Here is a 16,294-nt window from a genome sequence, read left to right as displayed (position 1 = left end):
TTTTTATAAATTGTGATATCAATATTAATAATTTTAAATAACATTGTCATAATGAAAGCAACTGTGCTATCTGCAATGATATCAAGTCATAACACAAAAGACGAAGGAGTCTGACATGGACTTTATGCAATACTGGCAATATAGTGACATGGTGACCAAAACCTTGTTCTTTTTACTATTCGCCTTATCCCTTATCTCTTGGGTGACGGGTATCATTCGTGTACTACAGAGCCGCAAGCTGGCTTCTACGGTTGCCGATGATTTGGCTCATCAAATTCAAGCCAAACAGACTGGATTGAGAGAAGTGGATGCGCCGACGCGTCGCGTCATAATCGAGCAGGCGTTACTCAAGCATATTGGTCGCTATCGTTTTTCTAGTGAGCGTGGACTGCCTATCCTTGGTACAACGGCAGCGATTGCACCATTTATCGGTCTGTTTGGTACGGTTTGGGGTATTTTTCATGCGCTGCATAGTATTGGTACAAGTGGACAAGCAGGACTAGGACAGGTGGCAGGACCTGTTGGCGAAGCACTTATCATGACAGGCTTGGGTATCGCTGTCGCTATTCCAGCGGTGGTCTTTTATAACCTTGCTATACGTATCAATCGCCGTGTGATGTATCACGCAAATGACAGAGCGCATGACTTACTGGCGGATGCTGCACACATAAATACGTCAACTATTAATAATGTGAGTAAGAAGACAGCCGCTGAGCCAGTCGCCGTATCAGTAACTCCAAGTAGCGCGCAAGCGAGTAAAACTGACAGATCATATCGCAATGCGTCTACCTCACAGCCGTAGAATACATAGTAAAATCGTGGCTGTTATCTCAACCAGATAGCTAGCAGCCAGCTTTATGGCAGTACGACTAAGCACACATAGCAAGTATATATTGAGAGTAATTATGGCATTTCAATTAGGTGATGATGACGTCCAAGGTATGAATGAGATGAACCTCATTCCGCTTATTGATGTCATGCTGGTTTTGATGATTATCTTTTTAGTGACTGCAACTGTACTTAATCCGACTGTACCGCTTAATTTGCCAGAGACAAGTGCACAAGTGAATGATCCACCACCAGAAGCTATTCAGATTAGTATTGATCAGGACGCGGGCATATTTTGGGACAGTGAGCCTCTCACAATAGAGCAGTTGGATGAGCGCCTGCAGCAGCAAGGTGCAGAAGGTAAGAACCCTTCTATTCAGCTACGTGCAGACAAAGAAAGCAAATACGACACCGTTGCACAAGTATTGGCATCGGCTAGTGAAGCAGGACTGACCAAGATAGCTTTTGTGAATGAGTAAAGCGTGTATATAGAAGGGATGACGTGTGTTAGATAGCCAACCATCATCAAGGTAGCTAGTATAATAATAAAATAAAAATAATAAAATCTTCTCCAGCCTCACTGAGTACTTAAACCTCAAATTAAGTACTCATTGGGGTTTTCTTTTTACCAATGATGTCTCAGTGGATGGTATCTGTGACCAAAAGGGCTATGTCCGAAAGGATAAGGTGATCGTAGATAATCCAAGTTCTGCTGGCGGATATAGTAGTAACGCCCTTGTGAATAAGCCTCTTCTAACTTTTCAATACCCTCGATCGGACAGACAGGTTGCCAGTCATAGCCTTCGCGGCCAAGCTTATAGGCAGTGAGTTCGGTACAGTAGTTTTCGAGTCCTTGCTGACGTCCTTGTTCCCACAGCACACGATTGGGTGTTGCTGCGCCTATGCTTGCACAGCTATTCGCATAATGACCAAAATAAGCACCTGAGCGACCAACGCTACCATCTGCACGGCCGATTTCTTCCCAATTACTGGTTTGGCATTGCTGTGGTGTGAGGCTTTGCGTGGTAGCACAGCCGGATAATGCCAGTAATGTGATACCCAGCAGAGATAGGGTGATACCGGGTTGGCTTGTGATTTTCTGAGCCAGTTTATTTGAAAAGTAAGCAGTCGATGAGTTTCGCTTAATAAGATAATTCATAATAAACCTGCGCGTGTTTAAAATTATGGTTTATCATAGCATTTTTTGCGGCTGACAATTTTTTGTATTTGTTTATCATATTTATTTTTGGTTGGTATAAGTGTTTGATATCTATATATATAGCGGTTTTGGTACAGTGTAGATGCTTCATTATACAGTGATTGTTATTTTATACTGCTTGATTTTTCTAGGTTTGTGCTCATTATAAGCAGCTATATATGATGTTATTCCAATAGCGGCATGTTTTTTAGTATCACTACTTTAGCCAAAAGGTTAGACGATCATGGGCATATTCATTGGTGTTGTCATTGTACTATTTGTATTAGGGAGTATGATGGCGCTCAAACCTAACGGTATTGATCAGCGTTTGGATAAGCTGCGTATGACTGCGCGTCGGCTACAACTTAACCCAAAATTAGTGGCCTGTCCTGACTGGATCAAGGGCAAAGATAATGAATATGGCCGCGGCATGATGGGTCAGTACTGCTTGGTGCTAGAAGATATGCAGTTGCCGCATACACGCTATCAAGTGATTGATGGACAATGGCGCCCGGATAGCAGTTTTGTTGATACGATTAAAAAAGATACTAAGCTTACTATTCCCAGTGCCATTCGTGCTCATCATAGTAATACGGATAGTGTGGTCAAAAAAACCAATTTCAGTTTGGATAAAACGCCACTAGATTTGCCAGTGAGTATTCAACCCTTTGTAAAAGGTTTATGGACTAAGGCAAACAGCATTATTATTTATTGGGAAGACATTGCTTATGTACGTCCGTTAAGTAATCCTGCGTACCATCATACGTTGATTGAAAGAGATCTATTAGCGCTCAAAGAGAATTTGGAAAAGTGGGCGTCAGAAATGCAGAAAAATAAGACAAGGTAGTAAATTATTTTTTGGTCACCATTAATAATCAATAAGCAAGTGCTTTTGATAAACTCATAGTCATTTTTAGTTGACAGTTTAATGGCTAGCAGTGTAACGTCTTTATAACTATATCTTTATTTTATGGTTATTATTTGTTTTATAACTATTTTTATGAGCATTTATTATTGAGGGTATACCTCAGTGTCATGGTTAAAAACTTAGTAAGCGCTAATACAATAATTCGCTGAGCGACTATAACCAATTATTATAAATTGCCATGCGGCTAAATTTATTTATACCTTTTAATTTATTTATACCTTTTAATTTACTTATATTTTTTAATTTACTTATATTATGGTGTCGTCAAATATGGCAAAAACCACAACCAAAAAAAGCCCCACATCTACTGCTGACAAATCAAAGGGCAAGTCTTTGGTGATTGTAGAATCACCAGCCAAAGCAAAAACGATTAATAAATACCTTGGTGATGACTTTGTTGTACGCTCAAGTATCGGTCACGTGCGTGATTTGCCAGTTGGTGCTAGTAAGAGCGCAAAAAAACCAGCAACGACCAAAAAAGATGAGACTTTAACGAAAGAAGAAAAAACTCAGCAAGCATTGGTCAGACGCATGGGCGTCGACCCAGAACATGACTGGGCGGCAGTCTATGAAGTGCTACCAAATAAAACCAAGGTAATCAAAGAGCTCAAAGCCTTAGCCAAAGACGCTGACAAAATCTATCTCGCAACGGATATGGATAGAGAAGGGGAAGCGATTGCTTGGCATCTAAAAGAAGTGATTGGTGGTGCTAATAGTAAATATGAGCGTGTGGTATTCAATGAGATTACCAAATCTGCCATTCAAAATGCCTTTAAACAGCCTTCTAAGCTCGATATAGATCGGGTGAATGCTCAGCAAGCACGACGATTTTTGGATCGAGTGGTCGGTTTTATGGTGTCGCCTCTGCTGTGGCAAAAAGTTGCACGTGGTCTATCAGCAGGTCGCGTACAGTCGGTTGCTATGCGCTTGGTCGTAGAAAGAGAGCATGAGATTCGTGCCTTTATACCAGAAGAGTATTGGCAGATTCATGCAGACACGCATGTTGCGACTAGTAAAAAAGATGCTGAAAAGATCGGTATACGTCTAGAAGCGACCAAACAAGGTGGCAAAACGCTTAAGCTCGTCAATAAAGAGCAGACCGATAAAGTATTAGCAGTGTTAAACGCCAATGATTTTATCGTCAAAGAGCGCGAAGAGAAGCCCACACAGTCGCGTCCAAGTGCGCCATTTATTACCTCGACATTGCAACAAGCAGCCAGTACTCGATTGGGGTTTTCGGTTAAGAAAACCATGATATTGGCACAGCGGTTATATGAAGCAGGTCACATCACGTATATGCGTACCGATTCGACGTTTTTGTCGGGTGATGCGCTGGCTGCCGCTCGAGGTTATATCGAAGACAACTATGGTACAAAGTACGTGCCAGAAAAGCCAAATTTCTATGGTAATAAACAAGGCGCACAAGAAGCGCATGAGGCCGTTCGACCTTCTAACGTCAATATGAAGTCAATTCAGCTCAAAGGGGTTGAGCGTGACGCAATACGCCTGTATGAGCTGATTTGGCGTCAGTTTGTGGCCTGTCAGATGCTGCCAGCAAAATATCTGTCAGTAAATTTATTTGTAAGTGCTGATGATGTTGAGCTAAAAGCCCGTGGTCGTACCATGGTGTTTGATGGTTATACCAAAGTATTGCCACCAGCCAAGACCGACGATACGCTATTACCTGATGTTAAAAAAGGCGATAAATTAACGCTTGATAAGTTGGACCCGAGTCAGCACTTTACCAAGCCACCACCACGCTTCACCGAGGCGAGTTTGGTTAAAGAGCTTGAGAAAAAAGGCATCGGCCGTCCATCGACGTACGCGTCTATCATCTCAACCATTCAAGATCGTGGTTATGTAAAGCTTGAAAACAAACGTTTGTTTGCCGAAAAAATGGGTGATATCGTTACTGATAGGCTAACGGCAAGCTTTCCAGATTTGATGGATTACACGTTTACCGCTGCGTTAGAAGACAAGCTCGATCATGTTGCAGAAGGTGATAAAGACTGGAAAGATGTGCTTGATAACTTCTATGGTGAGTTCAAAACCACGCTTGAGCGTGCCAAAGAAAAAGACGGCATGCGTCCCAATGATCCAACGGATGTACCTGACGTTCATTGCGATCTGTGCGGTCGTCCGATGCAATTGCGTACCGGTTCAACAGGTGTGTTCTTAGGTTGTACAGGTTATAACTTACCACCAAAAGAGCGCTGCAAAGGCACCAAAAACTTAATGCCAGTTGAGGCTTTTGCCAACCTTGATGATGCAGAAGGTGATGACGAAGCAGCAGAAGTTAAAGATTTGATGGAGAAAAAACGCTGTCCGAAATGTGGTACAGCGATGAATGGCTATATCGTCGATGGTGGTCTCAAATTACATATCTGTGGTAACAATCCTGATTGTGATGGTTATGTCTTAGAAGAGGGTAAATTCGAGGTACCGGGTTCAGATGCACCAACCATCGACTGCAATAAATGTGATGGGCAAATGGAGCTCAAGACGGGACGTTTCGGTCCTTATTTTGCCTGTCAAAAATGTGACAATACACGTAAAGTATTAAAAACAGGAGAAGCCGCACCGCCGCGTATGGATCCTATTCATTTGCCAGAGCTAAAGTCAACCAAGCATGATGATTATTTCATCTTGCGTGAAGGGGCTGCTGGGATGTTCTTGGCAGCGTCTAAGTTCCCGAAAGTACGTGAAACACGGGCACCGAAACTGGCTGAGCTAAGAGATATCAAGGATAAGATGGAAGACAAGTTCCAGTATCTGTTTGAAGGACCAGACGAAGATCCTGACGGCAATGCAACGATATTGCGCTGGTCACGTAAGAAAAAAGAGCAATATATCGGCTCTGAGAAAAACGGTAAAGCCACGCGTTGGGGTGTTTACTGGCGCAAAGGCGAGTGGGTAGAGGAGTAAAATCTCTTTTATCTTTGTCATAAATAGTGTTAAGCCATAAAAAAACCTCTTAGATTATCTAAGAGGTTTTTTTATGCTATCAATCTTATTTAGCTTTAATCTTATTTAGCTTTAATCGCATTTAGCTTCAATAACATTCGGCCCAAGTAACATTTAGCTTTAAATGTCATTAGTGTGCTATTACATCGTTTCGATGATACCGCAAGCGACGCGGTCACCAGCATTACCTGATGGTTGACTGGTATAGTCATCGACACCACCATGTACGATAAACGCTAAATGGTTCACACTGTACTTACCAGCCTCTGTTGCAGAGATTTTCTTATTAACATAGTTAATAGTCGCGACACCATTGTCATTGGCCGTTAGGTTGGGTAAGTCACCTGCATGCCCATTCATATCGTTTGGGCTAGAGTGAGGCTTATTGTCTGGATTAAAGTGACCACCAGCCGCTTTACCCATGTCAGCACAGCTACCTGTCTCATGGATGTGTAGCGCCACTGTTTGTCCTGGTTGTAGGTTCATCAGCTTGCCATAAACTTGCACACCTTCATCGACTGGGCGCAAGAATACTTGTCCGACTTCTTTTTTATCACTACCAACGGTATAAATCGTTGATTTTAGGGTAGGTTGGTTTAACGGATTACCTGTTTGCATCTGACCTTCTACGGTTTGACAGCCAGTCATTGCTAGTACTGAACCACATAGTAGGGTACTTGCTAGTAATGTCTTACTCATTATTATCTCCATTTATATTTGATTGTTATGGTAAATTTATTTTTAGGTGTTAGGGGCTGTTTAACATCAGATTTAGTATAGCTAAGCGTTGAAATAGTTATTCACTAGAAGCGCAACAATCAGTTAATAAATGTAAGTAACGTATATCGTTCAGCCTTTAGTATTGACTAATTATGCCGCATGCAATACGAGTGTTAGTCTTTTCTAAAGACAAATCCTTATCGTCAACTGGAATGGGATAAACAACAAAAGCTTGCTGATACACACTGTTTGATCGATATTTTTTATGAGAGATATCCGTTGTTATATAGTCAACTTTGGCGATGCCTTGCCTATTAACCTTGATCACTGACGGAGAGCTGAAAGAGAGTCTTGAATGTGATAGTGGTGCAGATGTAGAGTTTAGATAGCCGCCAGCTACTTTACCACGGTTGATACAAGCACCAGACATATAGATATTAATGTTCAATAATGAGTCGGATGGTAAGTTGGTCAATGTGCCATATACTTGAATGCCACTATCGACGCGGCGCAAATAAATTTGCCCAGCATCTTGATTTTTATACGTGGTTTTAAGGTTAGCCGTCATAAATGGTTTGCTTGATTTGATATAACTGAGAGGGCTTTCACAACCAGCCATAATCAATACAAAAACGCAAAGAGGTACAGATATCATTTTTCTCATTATCCATCCGGTAATATTGTTTTAACGGTTTTTTGATGTAGCTGTAATTATCTTATATCATTTAGAACTATTGTTTATATTTTTTTAATAAGTTAAGGGGTATCATAAATTATATCAATGTGCTAATTGATGACACGCCCTAGGGGGTTACGGATTGAATATTCAATAGACCTTAAAGGATTTGAAATAGAAATAATCGCTTAAATAAAAAAGCCGCCCATCATACGATGAGCGGCTTTTTAGAGCTTGTCAGATTAAGCTAATAATATAACTATTTATTAACTGTGCAATGCTTTACCTTTGGTTTTATCCACTGTTACTTTGGCAGGCTTAAGTGGTTTTGGCATACTAACCAACGCAACTTTTAATATCTCTTCAATCGTGGCGACTGGCTGAATAGTTAGGCCTTCTTTCACGTTATCAGGGATATCAGCCAAGTCACGCTCGTTGGTTGCAGGAATCAATACATGCTTGATACCGCCGCGATGTGCCGCAAGCAACTTCTCTTTTAGACCACCGATACGTAGGATCTTACCACGCAAGGTAATTTCACCTGTCATCGCGATATCTGGGCGAATGGCAATACCAGTCAATGCAGATACTAGTGCTGTCGTCAGTGCGCCACCAGCAGAGGGGCCGTCTTTTGGCGTGGCTCCTTCTGGCATATGTACGTGGATATCAGTCGTTTTAAACGTTTCGTAATCGATGCCTAAGCTATCACCACGTGCACGAACCACGCTCATGGCCGCACGAATTGACTCTTTCATCACATCGCCAAGTGAGCCTGTGAAGCTCAGTTCGCCTTTGCCTTTCATGGCGACTGCTTCGATGGTCAATAATTCACCACCAACCTGTGTCCACGCAAGGCCAGTGATACGGCCAATCTCCGGCTCTTCTTCTGCCAGACCATAATCGTACTGATGGACTCCTAGATAGTCATTGATGTTTTTATCATCGACTACTACCAGTTCACGATTTGCCTTTTTCGGTGTGCGCGCACCATGTGTTTCGACGGAACCGCGAACCACTTTACGGCAGATTTTGTTGACTTCGCGTTCAAGATTACGAACGCCAGCTTCACGTGTGTAGCTACGTACAATGCTGTGTAATGCTGCTTCTACAATTTCAATCTCGCCGTCTTTGAGACCGTTATTTTTAATCGCTTTTGGCACGAGATACTTCTGCGCGATATTAACTTTTTCTTCTTCGGTATAACCAGGCAGACGAATGACTTCCATACGGTCAAGCAGTGCCGCTGGTATATCCATGCTATTGGCAGTACAGATAAACATCACTTGCGATAAGTCTAAGTCCATATCTAAATAATGGTCGTTAAACGTATCGTTCTGTGAAGGATCCAATACTTCAAGCAATGCTGATGCTGGATCGCCGCGGAAGTCTTGCGCCATCTTATCGATTTCATCCAATAAGAACAGCGGGTTTTTGACTTCCACTTTGGCCAATGATTGGACGATTTTACCCGGCATCGCACCAATATAAGTACGGCGATGACCACGTATCTCAGCTTCGTCACGCACACCGCCCAGCGCCATACGTACGAACTTACGACCAGTCGCTCGGGCAATTGACTCACCCAATGAGGTTTTACCCACACCTGGAGGGCCGACGAGACATAGAATAGGGCCGCGCAGTTTTTTCACCCGTGATTGAACGGCTAAGTACTCTAAGATGCGATCTTTCACATCTTGCAGACCGTAATGGTCTTCGTCTAATACAGTTTTGGCTTTATCTAAATTGATAGAGACTTTGGTCGTCGCATTCCATGGCGTGTCCAAAATCCATTCAATATAGTTGCGAACCACTGATGATTCACTTGATGCAGGTGGCATCATTTTGAGTTTCTTAAACTCTTGCTCTGCTTTTTTGCGCACATCGTCTGGTAGGTCAGCCTTTTCTAGGCGTTGTTCCAGCTCTGCCACATCGTCATCACCATCGAACATGCCGTCATTCATATCTGACAGCTCATTCTTAATGGCTTTCATTTTTTCATTTAGGAAGTATTCGCGCTGATTATCTTCCATTTGCTGACGGACCGCTTCTTGGATGTCTTGTTCGATATTTTGTTCAGCGCTTTGTTTGACCAAATATTCAGTCAAGGTATTGATGTGTGTTTTGATGTCGTCTTGTTCTAGGAATGACTGCTTGATGTCAAGATCCATCGACACACGGGTTGAGATAAAGTAGATCAATTCAAGTAAGTCATCGATACGTTTTGCCACACGCGTTAGCTCACGCGCATTACGTAGGCGTGCATCGGCATAACTTTCAAATAGCGTGGTTAGTGCTTGAATAGTGTTCTTTTGCTGACTTTCATCCATACTCATATCGAGATCAGTACGCTCAAAACGAGCCATCAATAAATCATCATGGTTTTCGATGTTATCAACGCGCGCACGATACTGACCTTCGATCAATACTTTAATGCAGTTCTCATCGCTGTCATGCGGCATGGTGCTGACGATGCGGCAAACAGTACCATATTGATATAAGTTGTCGTGATCAATATCTTCAGTTAGCGAGTCTTTTTGCGCGACTACCAGCACTTTATTGCCGTACTCGGCCTGTGCTAGCTCTACCGCTTTCACCGATGGCGCACGTCCTACAAACAATGCAATCTGCATGTGTGGATAAACGACGACGTCGCGTAATGCTAGCAGTGGCAAGTAGCTTTCGTCTTCATTGTCTTTGACAACGTTAGACGTGGTGTCTAACTCATCAGTAGATGAGCTCTCTGACTCATTGCTTGCGTCAGTATCAGTATTAAGGGCAGATGATACATCGATGTCGATGTTGTCTTTATCAATATTATGTTCACTCATATATTTTTCCTCGTTCCCCAGACTTGTAAAGTCAAGTTCGTGGTTCATTGTTAGATAAATGGTGCTCACAGATAAAATTGCAAGGCTTTTTGAGCAAGTCAGATGCTTATCTTGATTAAATAGCCATATCTGTATAGATATTGCGATGGATACGGCTGTTTATTTCGTGAAAATTTTTATAAAAAACCGTTGAAAAATAAGGGTTTTTAGGCACCTATATATAGATATCTATGATATCTAGTCGGTTATGAACATGGGTTTTATAGGTAAAATAAGGTAAACTATCGCGCGTCTTAAACAGTGGTTATTCAGAATAAAGCCTCTTCAAGACGAAGGCGATATCCATACATCATGAAATATTAATCGGTTTAAATTAGACCAAAGAAAACAGAATACGAGGCACACATGACAATCAATGCAGTATTACTGGCGGTAGTGATCATGCTAGGCCTGTCACTTGCAAGGGTACACGTGGTGCTCAGTTTATTAATCGGTGCACTGGCTGGTGGATTAATAGCCGGTCTCGGTATCACTGAGACTTTAGAGGCTTTTCAAGAAGGTATTCGTAATGGCGCACAAATCGCGCTGTCATACGCGTTACTGGGTGCGTTTGCAGTCGCGATTGCGCATTCAGGCTTGCCACAGTCGTTGGCAGGATCGGTCATCAAGCGTATTGATGCGGGCGGCACCAGTGGCATGATTAAGTACATGCTGTTTGCAGGCTTAATCACCATGAGCTGCTTTAGCCAAAACTTAATTCCTATTCATATCGCCTTTATTCCTCTACTAGTACCGCCATTGCTACTAGCGTTTAATCGTATGAAAATTGATAGACGTCTCATTGCTTGTTTGATTACGTTTGGGCTTGTTACTACTTATATGTTTATTCCGTATGGGTTTGGTGATATTTACCTGAATGAAATCATGCTGAAAAACGTCGGTGAGGCGGGCATTGACGTGAGTAATATCTCGGTCACTCATGCCATGGCGATACCAGCGTTGGGTATGTTTGTTGGCTTATTGACGGCTGTGTTTATTAGCTACCGTAAGCCGCGTGAGTATCAACAAGTTGCGATAGACAAAGAGGCACATGATGCCGCTATAGAAAATGATGCATTGAGCAAAACCGCCGCTAGTGCGCAAACCCAAAGTACAGCAAAAACAATGGTGGCATTGGCTGCTATTGTGACCGCTTTTGTCGTACAGCTATACACAGAATCGTTATTGCTAGGTTCGATGTTTGGTTTTGCTGTGTTTATGGCAACAGGCGTGGTCAAGTGGCGTGATGCTGATACTGTGTTTAATGACGGTATCAAGCTAATGGCGATGATTGGCTTTATCATGATTACTGCGCAGGGCTTCGCTGAGGTAATGAAAGCCACTGATCAGATTCAGCCATTGGTTGATGGTGCGGCGTCACTGTTCGCTGGTAATAAAGCGATGGCTGCATTTATCATGCTATTGGTTGGCTTGATTGTGACCATGGGTATTGGCTCGTCATTTTCGACCATTCCTATTTTGGCCGCGATTTATGTACCACTATGTATCTCTTTAGGATTTTCGCCATTGGCAACTGTGGCGATTATCGGTACGGCTGGCGCGCTAGGTGATGCGGGTTCTCCTGCGTCAGACTCGACTCTTGGGCCGACGTCTGGTTTGAATATCGATGGACAGCATGACCATATCAAAGACAGTGTGGTGCCGACCTTTATTCACTACAATATTCCGTTATTGATATTTGGTTGGATAGCCGCGATGGTGTTGTAGACGTACAGAGTATGGTTTGTAAATAACAGCAGATAAAACAAAACAAGACTTAGAAGTAAGTCTTGTTTTTTTTGAATAAGAGATACCGAAGGTAAGCGTTACTACGAAAGCATAGGCGCTTCTTTATGGACTAAACCATTCTTCATCTCTGTTATGGTTTTAAGTAAAAGGTAGAAGAAAAATAGCTGAAAAATGGGATCATATATATGATCTAACGCTAAATTACCACGCATATAGTCTAGGGCTGATAAAATGAATAAAGCCATGAGTATCCCTGAGAAAATATAAGATACAAGGATAAGGATACGTGAGAATGGTCTGTCGTTGCGCTGTTTTGTCCGTTTGGTTTCTATATAGCTCATGAGTGCGAAAGTATAGAATCCCGCTAGAGTGAAGCCAAAGCTCCTAAGTTCGGCAAGCTCAAAACCATTATAGTCATATATATAAGCAACAGGCGTTAGCAGAAACATTATTACCCAAAGGTAAAAAATAACCTTGAGTGAAGCTGGTGATATAAATCCTTTTTTCGTTTTGCTCTTCATGACGGACGATACCTATTCGGTAATGATAACTATTTTCAATAATTATAGTTCATAGGTCATTTATAAACAATAGTTTGATAAAAAATAAGTATTTATCCGTTAAAGCATTCTGTTATTGATATTTGGTTGGATTGTGATGATATTTTAGGGTGAATGGTGTTTTTAATTAGTATAAAACTTTTTATCCTCATAACTATGGTTGACGGAATACACAACGTAAAAAAAATAAGCAAGCCTGGCAAAAGCAAATAACCAAAAACAGTAGAAATGATAAAAAGCTCCACGCAATCATCCAGCCAAGTGGCGCTGGTGCATGTATAACCATCATACCGAAGAAAAGTAAAAAGAACGTAGTAACAATCAGCATGGTAAAAAACTTCCACTGGCTCCGCATATATACATCGATAGTCACTAGAAAGCTTAAATGAAAAAGCATTGCAACCACCAATGTGACAACGAGCCCCATAGCATATGCATGCGGCTCAGGCGCATCAAGCATCTCTAGCGCATAAGGGTGTGGCCCAAAACCTGAAGTAATAATAAGACCGACAAAAAAAGCCCATACACTAGCGAAAACTATTCGTAGCGGTTTTGAGCGAAAGTAGCTAACGACTGTCTTCATAGGTGTGTTTTTTGCGCTCATGTGTCATACCTGATAATTATACTCTTGTTATTTTATTATAAATGCTACTCATCAAAATCTCTCAACTCACTATTCAAACTACTCAAAAACTCATCACTTTGCGCCAGCAGTTTATTTAGACGTTCTTCATTGATTAGCCGTGTCATCTCCTCAGAGCTAAACGGCTGCTCTTGACTGTAGTAACGTCGCTCTCTAGCGTCCTCGTTGCCTAACGTTTGCAGATACTCATCCACACTATCTGCACTGGAATCAGCAGCGCTAGAGTCTTCTTTTTTAAATTGTTTATCATCTTTCATTAAAACCACCTTATGCCGCTTGGCGTGATTAAGCCATCTAATGGCACATCCCACGGTTGACGCGCTAACTGCTCAACCACTTGAAAATCATAACACCAGCCTATTTTTAATGGTTTTTTCGCCCCTGACCGATAGACTTTACTTAATGTCGTATCATAAAAGCCGCCACCCATACCCATACGGTTGCCGTGTGTATCGACTGCCACCAGCGGACAGATAATGACATCCAATTCTCGCGCCCAAAGTAGCCGGCGATGATGGTTTTGCTTCATACCTAACCGATGGATACGTGTTGGTACGTTAAGTAGCTTTGAATGATAGATAGGGACAAAACGCAGCCGTTTATCCTCAAAGCCATTGTTAGCATGACCAAGTGAACCGACCACGGGTAGATAAGAAAAATAGCCTAAGCGTTGACACCACTCTAAAATTGGCTGAGTGGGTAATTCGCCAAACCCATCATAATATAGGCCAATACGTGCGTTTTTTGGCAATCGCTGTTGTAACTTAGTTAGATACAGGCTTGCCGCTTGTCCCATATTTCTGCGTGTACTGTCAGTTAACTGCCGACGCTGGCGAGTAAAGTATCGTCTGGGTGGGTTGCTAATTTCTGATTCCTCTGACATTGAGCTTTTTGGTTCAGGATGCATAGTTATATTATCCAATGAGATATTGATGCTGACTGCTGATGTTAGATATTGGCAATGATTATTTGTGAATATTCAACTGGTCTTAGTCATGCTATTATAATGCCACTTTATATCGTATATTCTTTTAAGTGTAGCAGGTGTTACACTTTTTACGGCTCAGCCATACAACAACAAACCAGAAAAGAGGGTAGTTATGTCGACACAGAATCAGGCAACTCGTACCGAAAAAGATACTATGGGAAATGTGGAAGTCCCAGCTGATGCATATTGGGGTGCGCAAACACAGCGTAGCCGTCAAAACTTCAAAATCGGTGGTGAAACATTACCACGTCCAATGATCGAAGCGATGGCATTGGTCAAAAAAGCCGCTGCCATTACCAATGCAAGCCTAGAGCGTATCGAAGGCGACAAGCGTGATCTAATCGTACAAGCCGCTGACGAAATCATCAATGGCGGTCTAACTGATCAATTCCCGTTGGTCGTATGGCAGACAGGTTCTGGCACACAGTCAAACATGAACATGAATGAAGTGCTTGCCAACCGTGCCAACGAAATCGCTGGTTCTGAGCGTGGCAGCTACACGCCAATTCACCCAAATGACCATGTAAACCATGCACAGTCTACCAACGACAGCTTCCCAACAGCGATTCGTGTGGCAGCAGCTCGTCAGATCAATAGCTTGTTAATTCCTGCGGTAACAGCACTACGCGATACGCTCGCTGCTAAAGCAAAAGAATTCGATAGCATCGTAAAAATCGGTCGTACGCATTTACAAGATGCTACTCCATTAACGTTAGGCCAAGAGTTCAGCGGCTATGTGAGCCAACTTGACCATGCATTGACTCGTATCGATAACGCGCTACAAGGCCTGTATGAGTTGCCATTAGGTGGTACTGCGGTTGGTACTGGTCTAAACGCCCACCCTGATTATGCAGTAAAAGCGGCTGAACAACTATCAACCCTGACTGATTTACCATTTGTCACCTCACCGAACAAGTTTGAAGCATTAGCCGCTCGTGATGCTGAAGTATTTGCCTCAGGCGCCCTAAAAACATTGGCTGCAAGCTTAAATAAAATTGCAAACGACGTACGTTGGTTGGCATCTGGCCCACGTTGTGGTTTGGGTGAATTGACGATTCCTGAAAACGAGCCAGGTTCTTCTATCATGCCAGGTAAAGTGAACCCAACTCAGTCAGAAGCAATGACCATGGTTGTGGCTCAAGTAATGGGTAACGATGTAACAATCAGCATGGCTGGCGCATCAGGCAACTTTGAGCTAAACGTGTATAAGCCAGTGATCGCATTTAACTTGTTACAGTCTATTAAATTACTTGGCGATGCTTGCAACAGCTTCAACGACAACTGTGCGGTTGGTATCGAGCCAGTAAAAGACAAAATTGATGATTTCTTGCATAACTCGTTGATGCTAGTGACGTCATTGAACCGTCATGTTGGTTATGAAAATGCAGCGAAAATCGCTAAGACGGCTTATAAAGAAAACAAAACATTGAAGCAAGTGGCGGTTGAGTTAGAATTGCTGACTGAAGCGCAGTTTGATGAGTGGGTTATTCCTGCTGATATGGTAAATCCTAAGTAAGCAGTAGATCAAGTAGTGACCTGCTACGGCGTTAGGCTTGCTTAATGTACGATAAGTACCATTTGCACTCGTCTTTCTGGTAGCAGTGTCATATTTGTTCCACTTAGAATTTAGAAATAGATAATAACCTAACTTGGAGTAGACAATGATTACCCATGTACCTGATATGACTTTTAAAACGCGTGTTCGTGATGACTCTATTGGAGGAGACAACCCGTTCACATGGTATGATCTAACCACAGATGAGTTATTTGCCAATAAAAAAGTGGTTGTGTTTTCTCTACCAGGCGCCTTTACGCCAACTTGTTCGACCAGCCATCTCCCTCGTTATGAAGCGCTTTATAATGAGTTTAAGGCATTAGGCATAGATGAAATAGTTTGCATTTCTGTCAATGATGCGTTCGTCATGTACCAATGGGGTCTAAAGCAAAACCGTGAAAACGTTTTCTTACTTCCTGATGGTAATGGTGAGTTCACTCGTAAAATGGGCATGCTTGTTGATAAGAGTAATGTTGGCTTTGGTATGCGCTCATGGCGTTATTCGATGGTTGTCGACAATAAAGAAGTTAAAAAAGTGTTTAAGGAAGCTGATTTTGGCGACAACTGTCCAATAGACCCATTTGAAGTATCAGATGCAGACACTATGTTAGAGTACCT

General features: G+C 42.3%; 15 protein-coding genes. 7 read left to right on the top strand and 8 right to left on the bottom strand.

The genetic code is table 11. The features are described 5' to 3' along the window. Positions 1–115: 115 nt before the first annotated feature. Positions 116–802, top strand: coding sequence for a MotA/TolQ/ExbB proton channel family protein (locus ACT3QP_RS03360; protein ID WP_192518216.1), 687 nt, complete (start codon positions 116–118; stop codon positions 800–802). A gap of 103 nt (positions 803–905) precedes the next feature. After that, a complete protein-coding gene (locus tag ACT3QP_RS03355) occupies positions 906–1,307 on the top strand; it encodes an ExbD/TolR family protein (protein ID WP_192518215.1) in 402 nt (133 codons plus the stop codon). A 146-nt stretch (positions 1,308–1,453) separates the two neighbouring features. On the opposite strand, the gene ACT3QP_RS03350 is transcribed toward ACT3QP_RS03355, so the two are convergent. After that, a complete protein-coding gene (locus ACT3QP_RS03350; protein ID WP_192518214.1) occupies positions 1,454–1,987 on the bottom strand; it encodes a DUF2799 domain-containing protein in 534 nt (177 codons plus the stop codon). Between the two features lie 283 nt (positions 1,988–2,270). Between ACT3QP_RS03350 and ACT3QP_RS03345 the strand changes: the two genes are divergently transcribed. Both ACT3QP_RS03345 and topA read left to right on the top strand, forming a co-directional pair. Continuing rightward, on the top strand, positions 2,271–2,873 hold the full coding sequence (locus tag ACT3QP_RS03345; protein WP_192518213.1) for a hypothetical protein: 603 nt from the start codon (positions 2,271–2,273) through the stop codon (positions 2,871–2,873). A 351-nt stretch (positions 2,874–3,224) separates the two neighbouring features. Next, positions 3,225–5,879 (top strand): type I DNA topoisomerase, encoded by a 2,655-nt coding sequence (topA, locus tag ACT3QP_RS03340; protein ID WP_192518212.1) that lies wholly within the window; start codon positions 3,225–3,227, stop codon positions 5,877–5,879. A gap of 180 nt (positions 5,880–6,059) precedes the next feature. Here topA and ACT3QP_RS03335 read toward each other — a convergent pair whose 3' ends face one another. From ACT3QP_RS03335 to lon, 3 genes are all read right to left on the bottom strand, one after another. Next, positions 6,060–6,617: a superoxide dismutase family protein gene (locus tag ACT3QP_RS03335; RefSeq protein ID WP_444524467.1), complete on the bottom strand. Its 558-nt coding sequence runs from the start codon at positions 6,615–6,617 to the stop codon at positions 6,060–6,062. 157 nt (positions 6,618–6,774) lie between these two features. Next, positions 6,775–7,206 (bottom strand): superoxide dismutase family protein, encoded by a 432-nt coding sequence (locus ACT3QP_RS03330; protein WP_444524466.1) that lies wholly within the window; start codon positions 7,204–7,206, stop codon positions 6,775–6,777. Positions 7,207–7,580: 374 nt separating this feature from the next. Continuing rightward, positions 7,581–10,142: an endopeptidase La gene (gene lon / locus ACT3QP_RS03325; protein WP_444524465.1), complete on the bottom strand. Its 2,562-nt coding sequence runs from the start codon at positions 10,140–10,142 to the stop codon at positions 7,581–7,583. Between the two features lie 405 nt (positions 10,143–10,547). On the opposite strand from lon, the gene ACT3QP_RS03320 reads away from it, so the two are divergent. Continuing rightward, positions 10,548–11,909: a Na+/H+ antiporter family protein gene (locus tag ACT3QP_RS03320; RefSeq protein ID WP_192518209.1), complete on the top strand. Its 1,362-nt coding sequence runs from the start codon at positions 10,548–10,550 to the stop codon at positions 11,907–11,909. Positions 11,910–12,010: 101 nt separating this feature from the next. Here ACT3QP_RS03320 and ACT3QP_RS03315 read toward each other — a convergent pair whose 3' ends face one another. From ACT3QP_RS03315 to ACT3QP_RS03300, 4 genes are all read right to left on the bottom strand, one after another. Further along, entirely contained in the window at positions 12,011–12,451 is a 441-nt protein-coding gene (locus tag ACT3QP_RS03315; protein ID WP_444524464.1) for a hypothetical protein, read from the bottom strand. A 193-nt stretch (positions 12,452–12,644) separates the two neighbouring features. Next, the gene (locus ACT3QP_RS03310) at positions 12,645–13,094 is read right to left on the bottom strand and encodes a hypothetical protein (RefSeq protein ID WP_444524463.1); all 450 of its coding nucleotides are present in this window, start codon (positions 13,092–13,094) and stop codon (positions 12,645–12,647) included. Between the two features lie 44 nt (positions 13,095–13,138). After that, positions 13,139–13,390: a hypothetical protein gene (locus ACT3QP_RS03305; RefSeq protein WP_192518206.1), complete on the bottom strand. Its 252-nt coding sequence runs from the start codon at positions 13,388–13,390 to the stop codon at positions 13,139–13,141. Continuing rightward, positions 13,390–14,040: a 5-formyltetrahydrofolate cyclo-ligase gene (locus tag ACT3QP_RS03300; protein WP_225739059.1), complete on the bottom strand. Its 651-nt coding sequence runs from the start codon at positions 14,038–14,040 to the stop codon at positions 13,390–13,392. The genes ACT3QP_RS03305 and ACT3QP_RS03300 overlap by 1 nt, the downstream gene beginning before the upstream one ends. 193 nt (positions 14,041–14,233) lie before the next feature. Between ACT3QP_RS03300 and fumC the strand changes: the two genes are divergently transcribed. Continuing rightward, complete coding sequence (gene fumC, locus ACT3QP_RS03295) at positions 14,234–15,637, top strand: class II fumarate hydratase (RefSeq protein WP_444524462.1); 1,404 nt, start codon at positions 14,234–14,236, stop codon at positions 15,635–15,637. A 145-nt stretch (positions 15,638–15,782) separates the two neighbouring features. Next, on the top strand, positions 15,783–16,294 hold a 512-nt coding region (locus tag ACT3QP_RS03290; protein ID WP_444524461.1), incomplete at its 3' end, for a peroxiredoxin.

Source organism: Psychrobacter sp. AOP7-B1-24, assembly GCF_052376215.1.
Classification (GTDB): Bacteria; Pseudomonadota; Gammaproteobacteria; order Pseudomonadales; family Moraxellaceae; genus Psychrobacter.
Note: the sequence above shows the minus strand (reverse complement) of the source record. Positions and strands in the feature narration are given on the sequence as shown.

Coding starts and splice junctions, on each gene's coding strand:
- ACT3QP_RS03360 (WP_192518216.1), top strand. CDS start 116: ATGGACTTTATGCAATACTGGCAATATAGTGACATGGTGACCAAAACC.
- ACT3QP_RS03355 (WP_192518215.1), top strand. CDS start 906: ATGGCATTTCAATTAGGTGATGATGACGTCCAAGGTATGAATGAGATG.
- ACT3QP_RS03350 (WP_192518214.1), bottom strand. CDS start 1,987: ATGAATTATCTTATTAAGCGAAACTCATCGACTGCTTACTTTTCAAAT.
- ACT3QP_RS03345 (WP_192518213.1), top strand. CDS start 2,271: ATGGGCATATTCATTGGTGTTGTCATTGTACTATTTGTATTAGGGAGT.
- topA (WP_192518212.1), top strand. CDS start 3,225: ATGGCAAAAACCACAACCAAAAAAAGCCCCACATCTACTGCTGACAAA.
- ACT3QP_RS03335 (WP_444524467.1), bottom strand. CDS start 6,617: ATGAGTAAGACATTACTAGCAAGTACCCTACTATGTGGTTCAGTACTA.
- ACT3QP_RS03330 (WP_444524466.1), bottom strand. CDS start 7,206: ATGACGGCTAACCTTAAAACCACGTATAAAAATCAAGATGCTGGGCAA.
- lon (WP_444524465.1), bottom strand. CDS start 10,142: ATGAGTGAACATAATATTGATAAAGACAACATCGACATCGATGTATCA.
- ACT3QP_RS03320 (WP_192518209.1), top strand. CDS start 10,548: ATGACAATCAATGCAGTATTACTGGCGGTAGTGATCATGCTAGGCCTG.
- ACT3QP_RS03315 (WP_444524464.1), bottom strand. CDS start 12,451: ATGAAGAGCAAAACGAAAAAAGGATTTATATCACCAGCTTCACTCAAG.
- ACT3QP_RS03310 (WP_444524463.1), bottom strand. CDS start 13,094: ATGAGCGCAAAAAACACACCTATGAAGACAGTCGTTAGCTACTTTCGC.
- ACT3QP_RS03305 (WP_192518206.1), bottom strand. CDS start 13,390: ATGAAAGATGATAAACAATTTAAAAAAGAAGACTCTAGCGCTGCTGAT.
- ACT3QP_RS03300 (WP_225739059.1), bottom strand. CDS start 14,040: ATGCATCCTGAACCAAAAAGCTCAATGTCAGAGGAATCAGAAATTAGC.
- fumC (WP_444524462.1), top strand. CDS start 14,234: ATGTCGACACAGAATCAGGCAACTCGTACCGAAAAAGATACTATGGGA.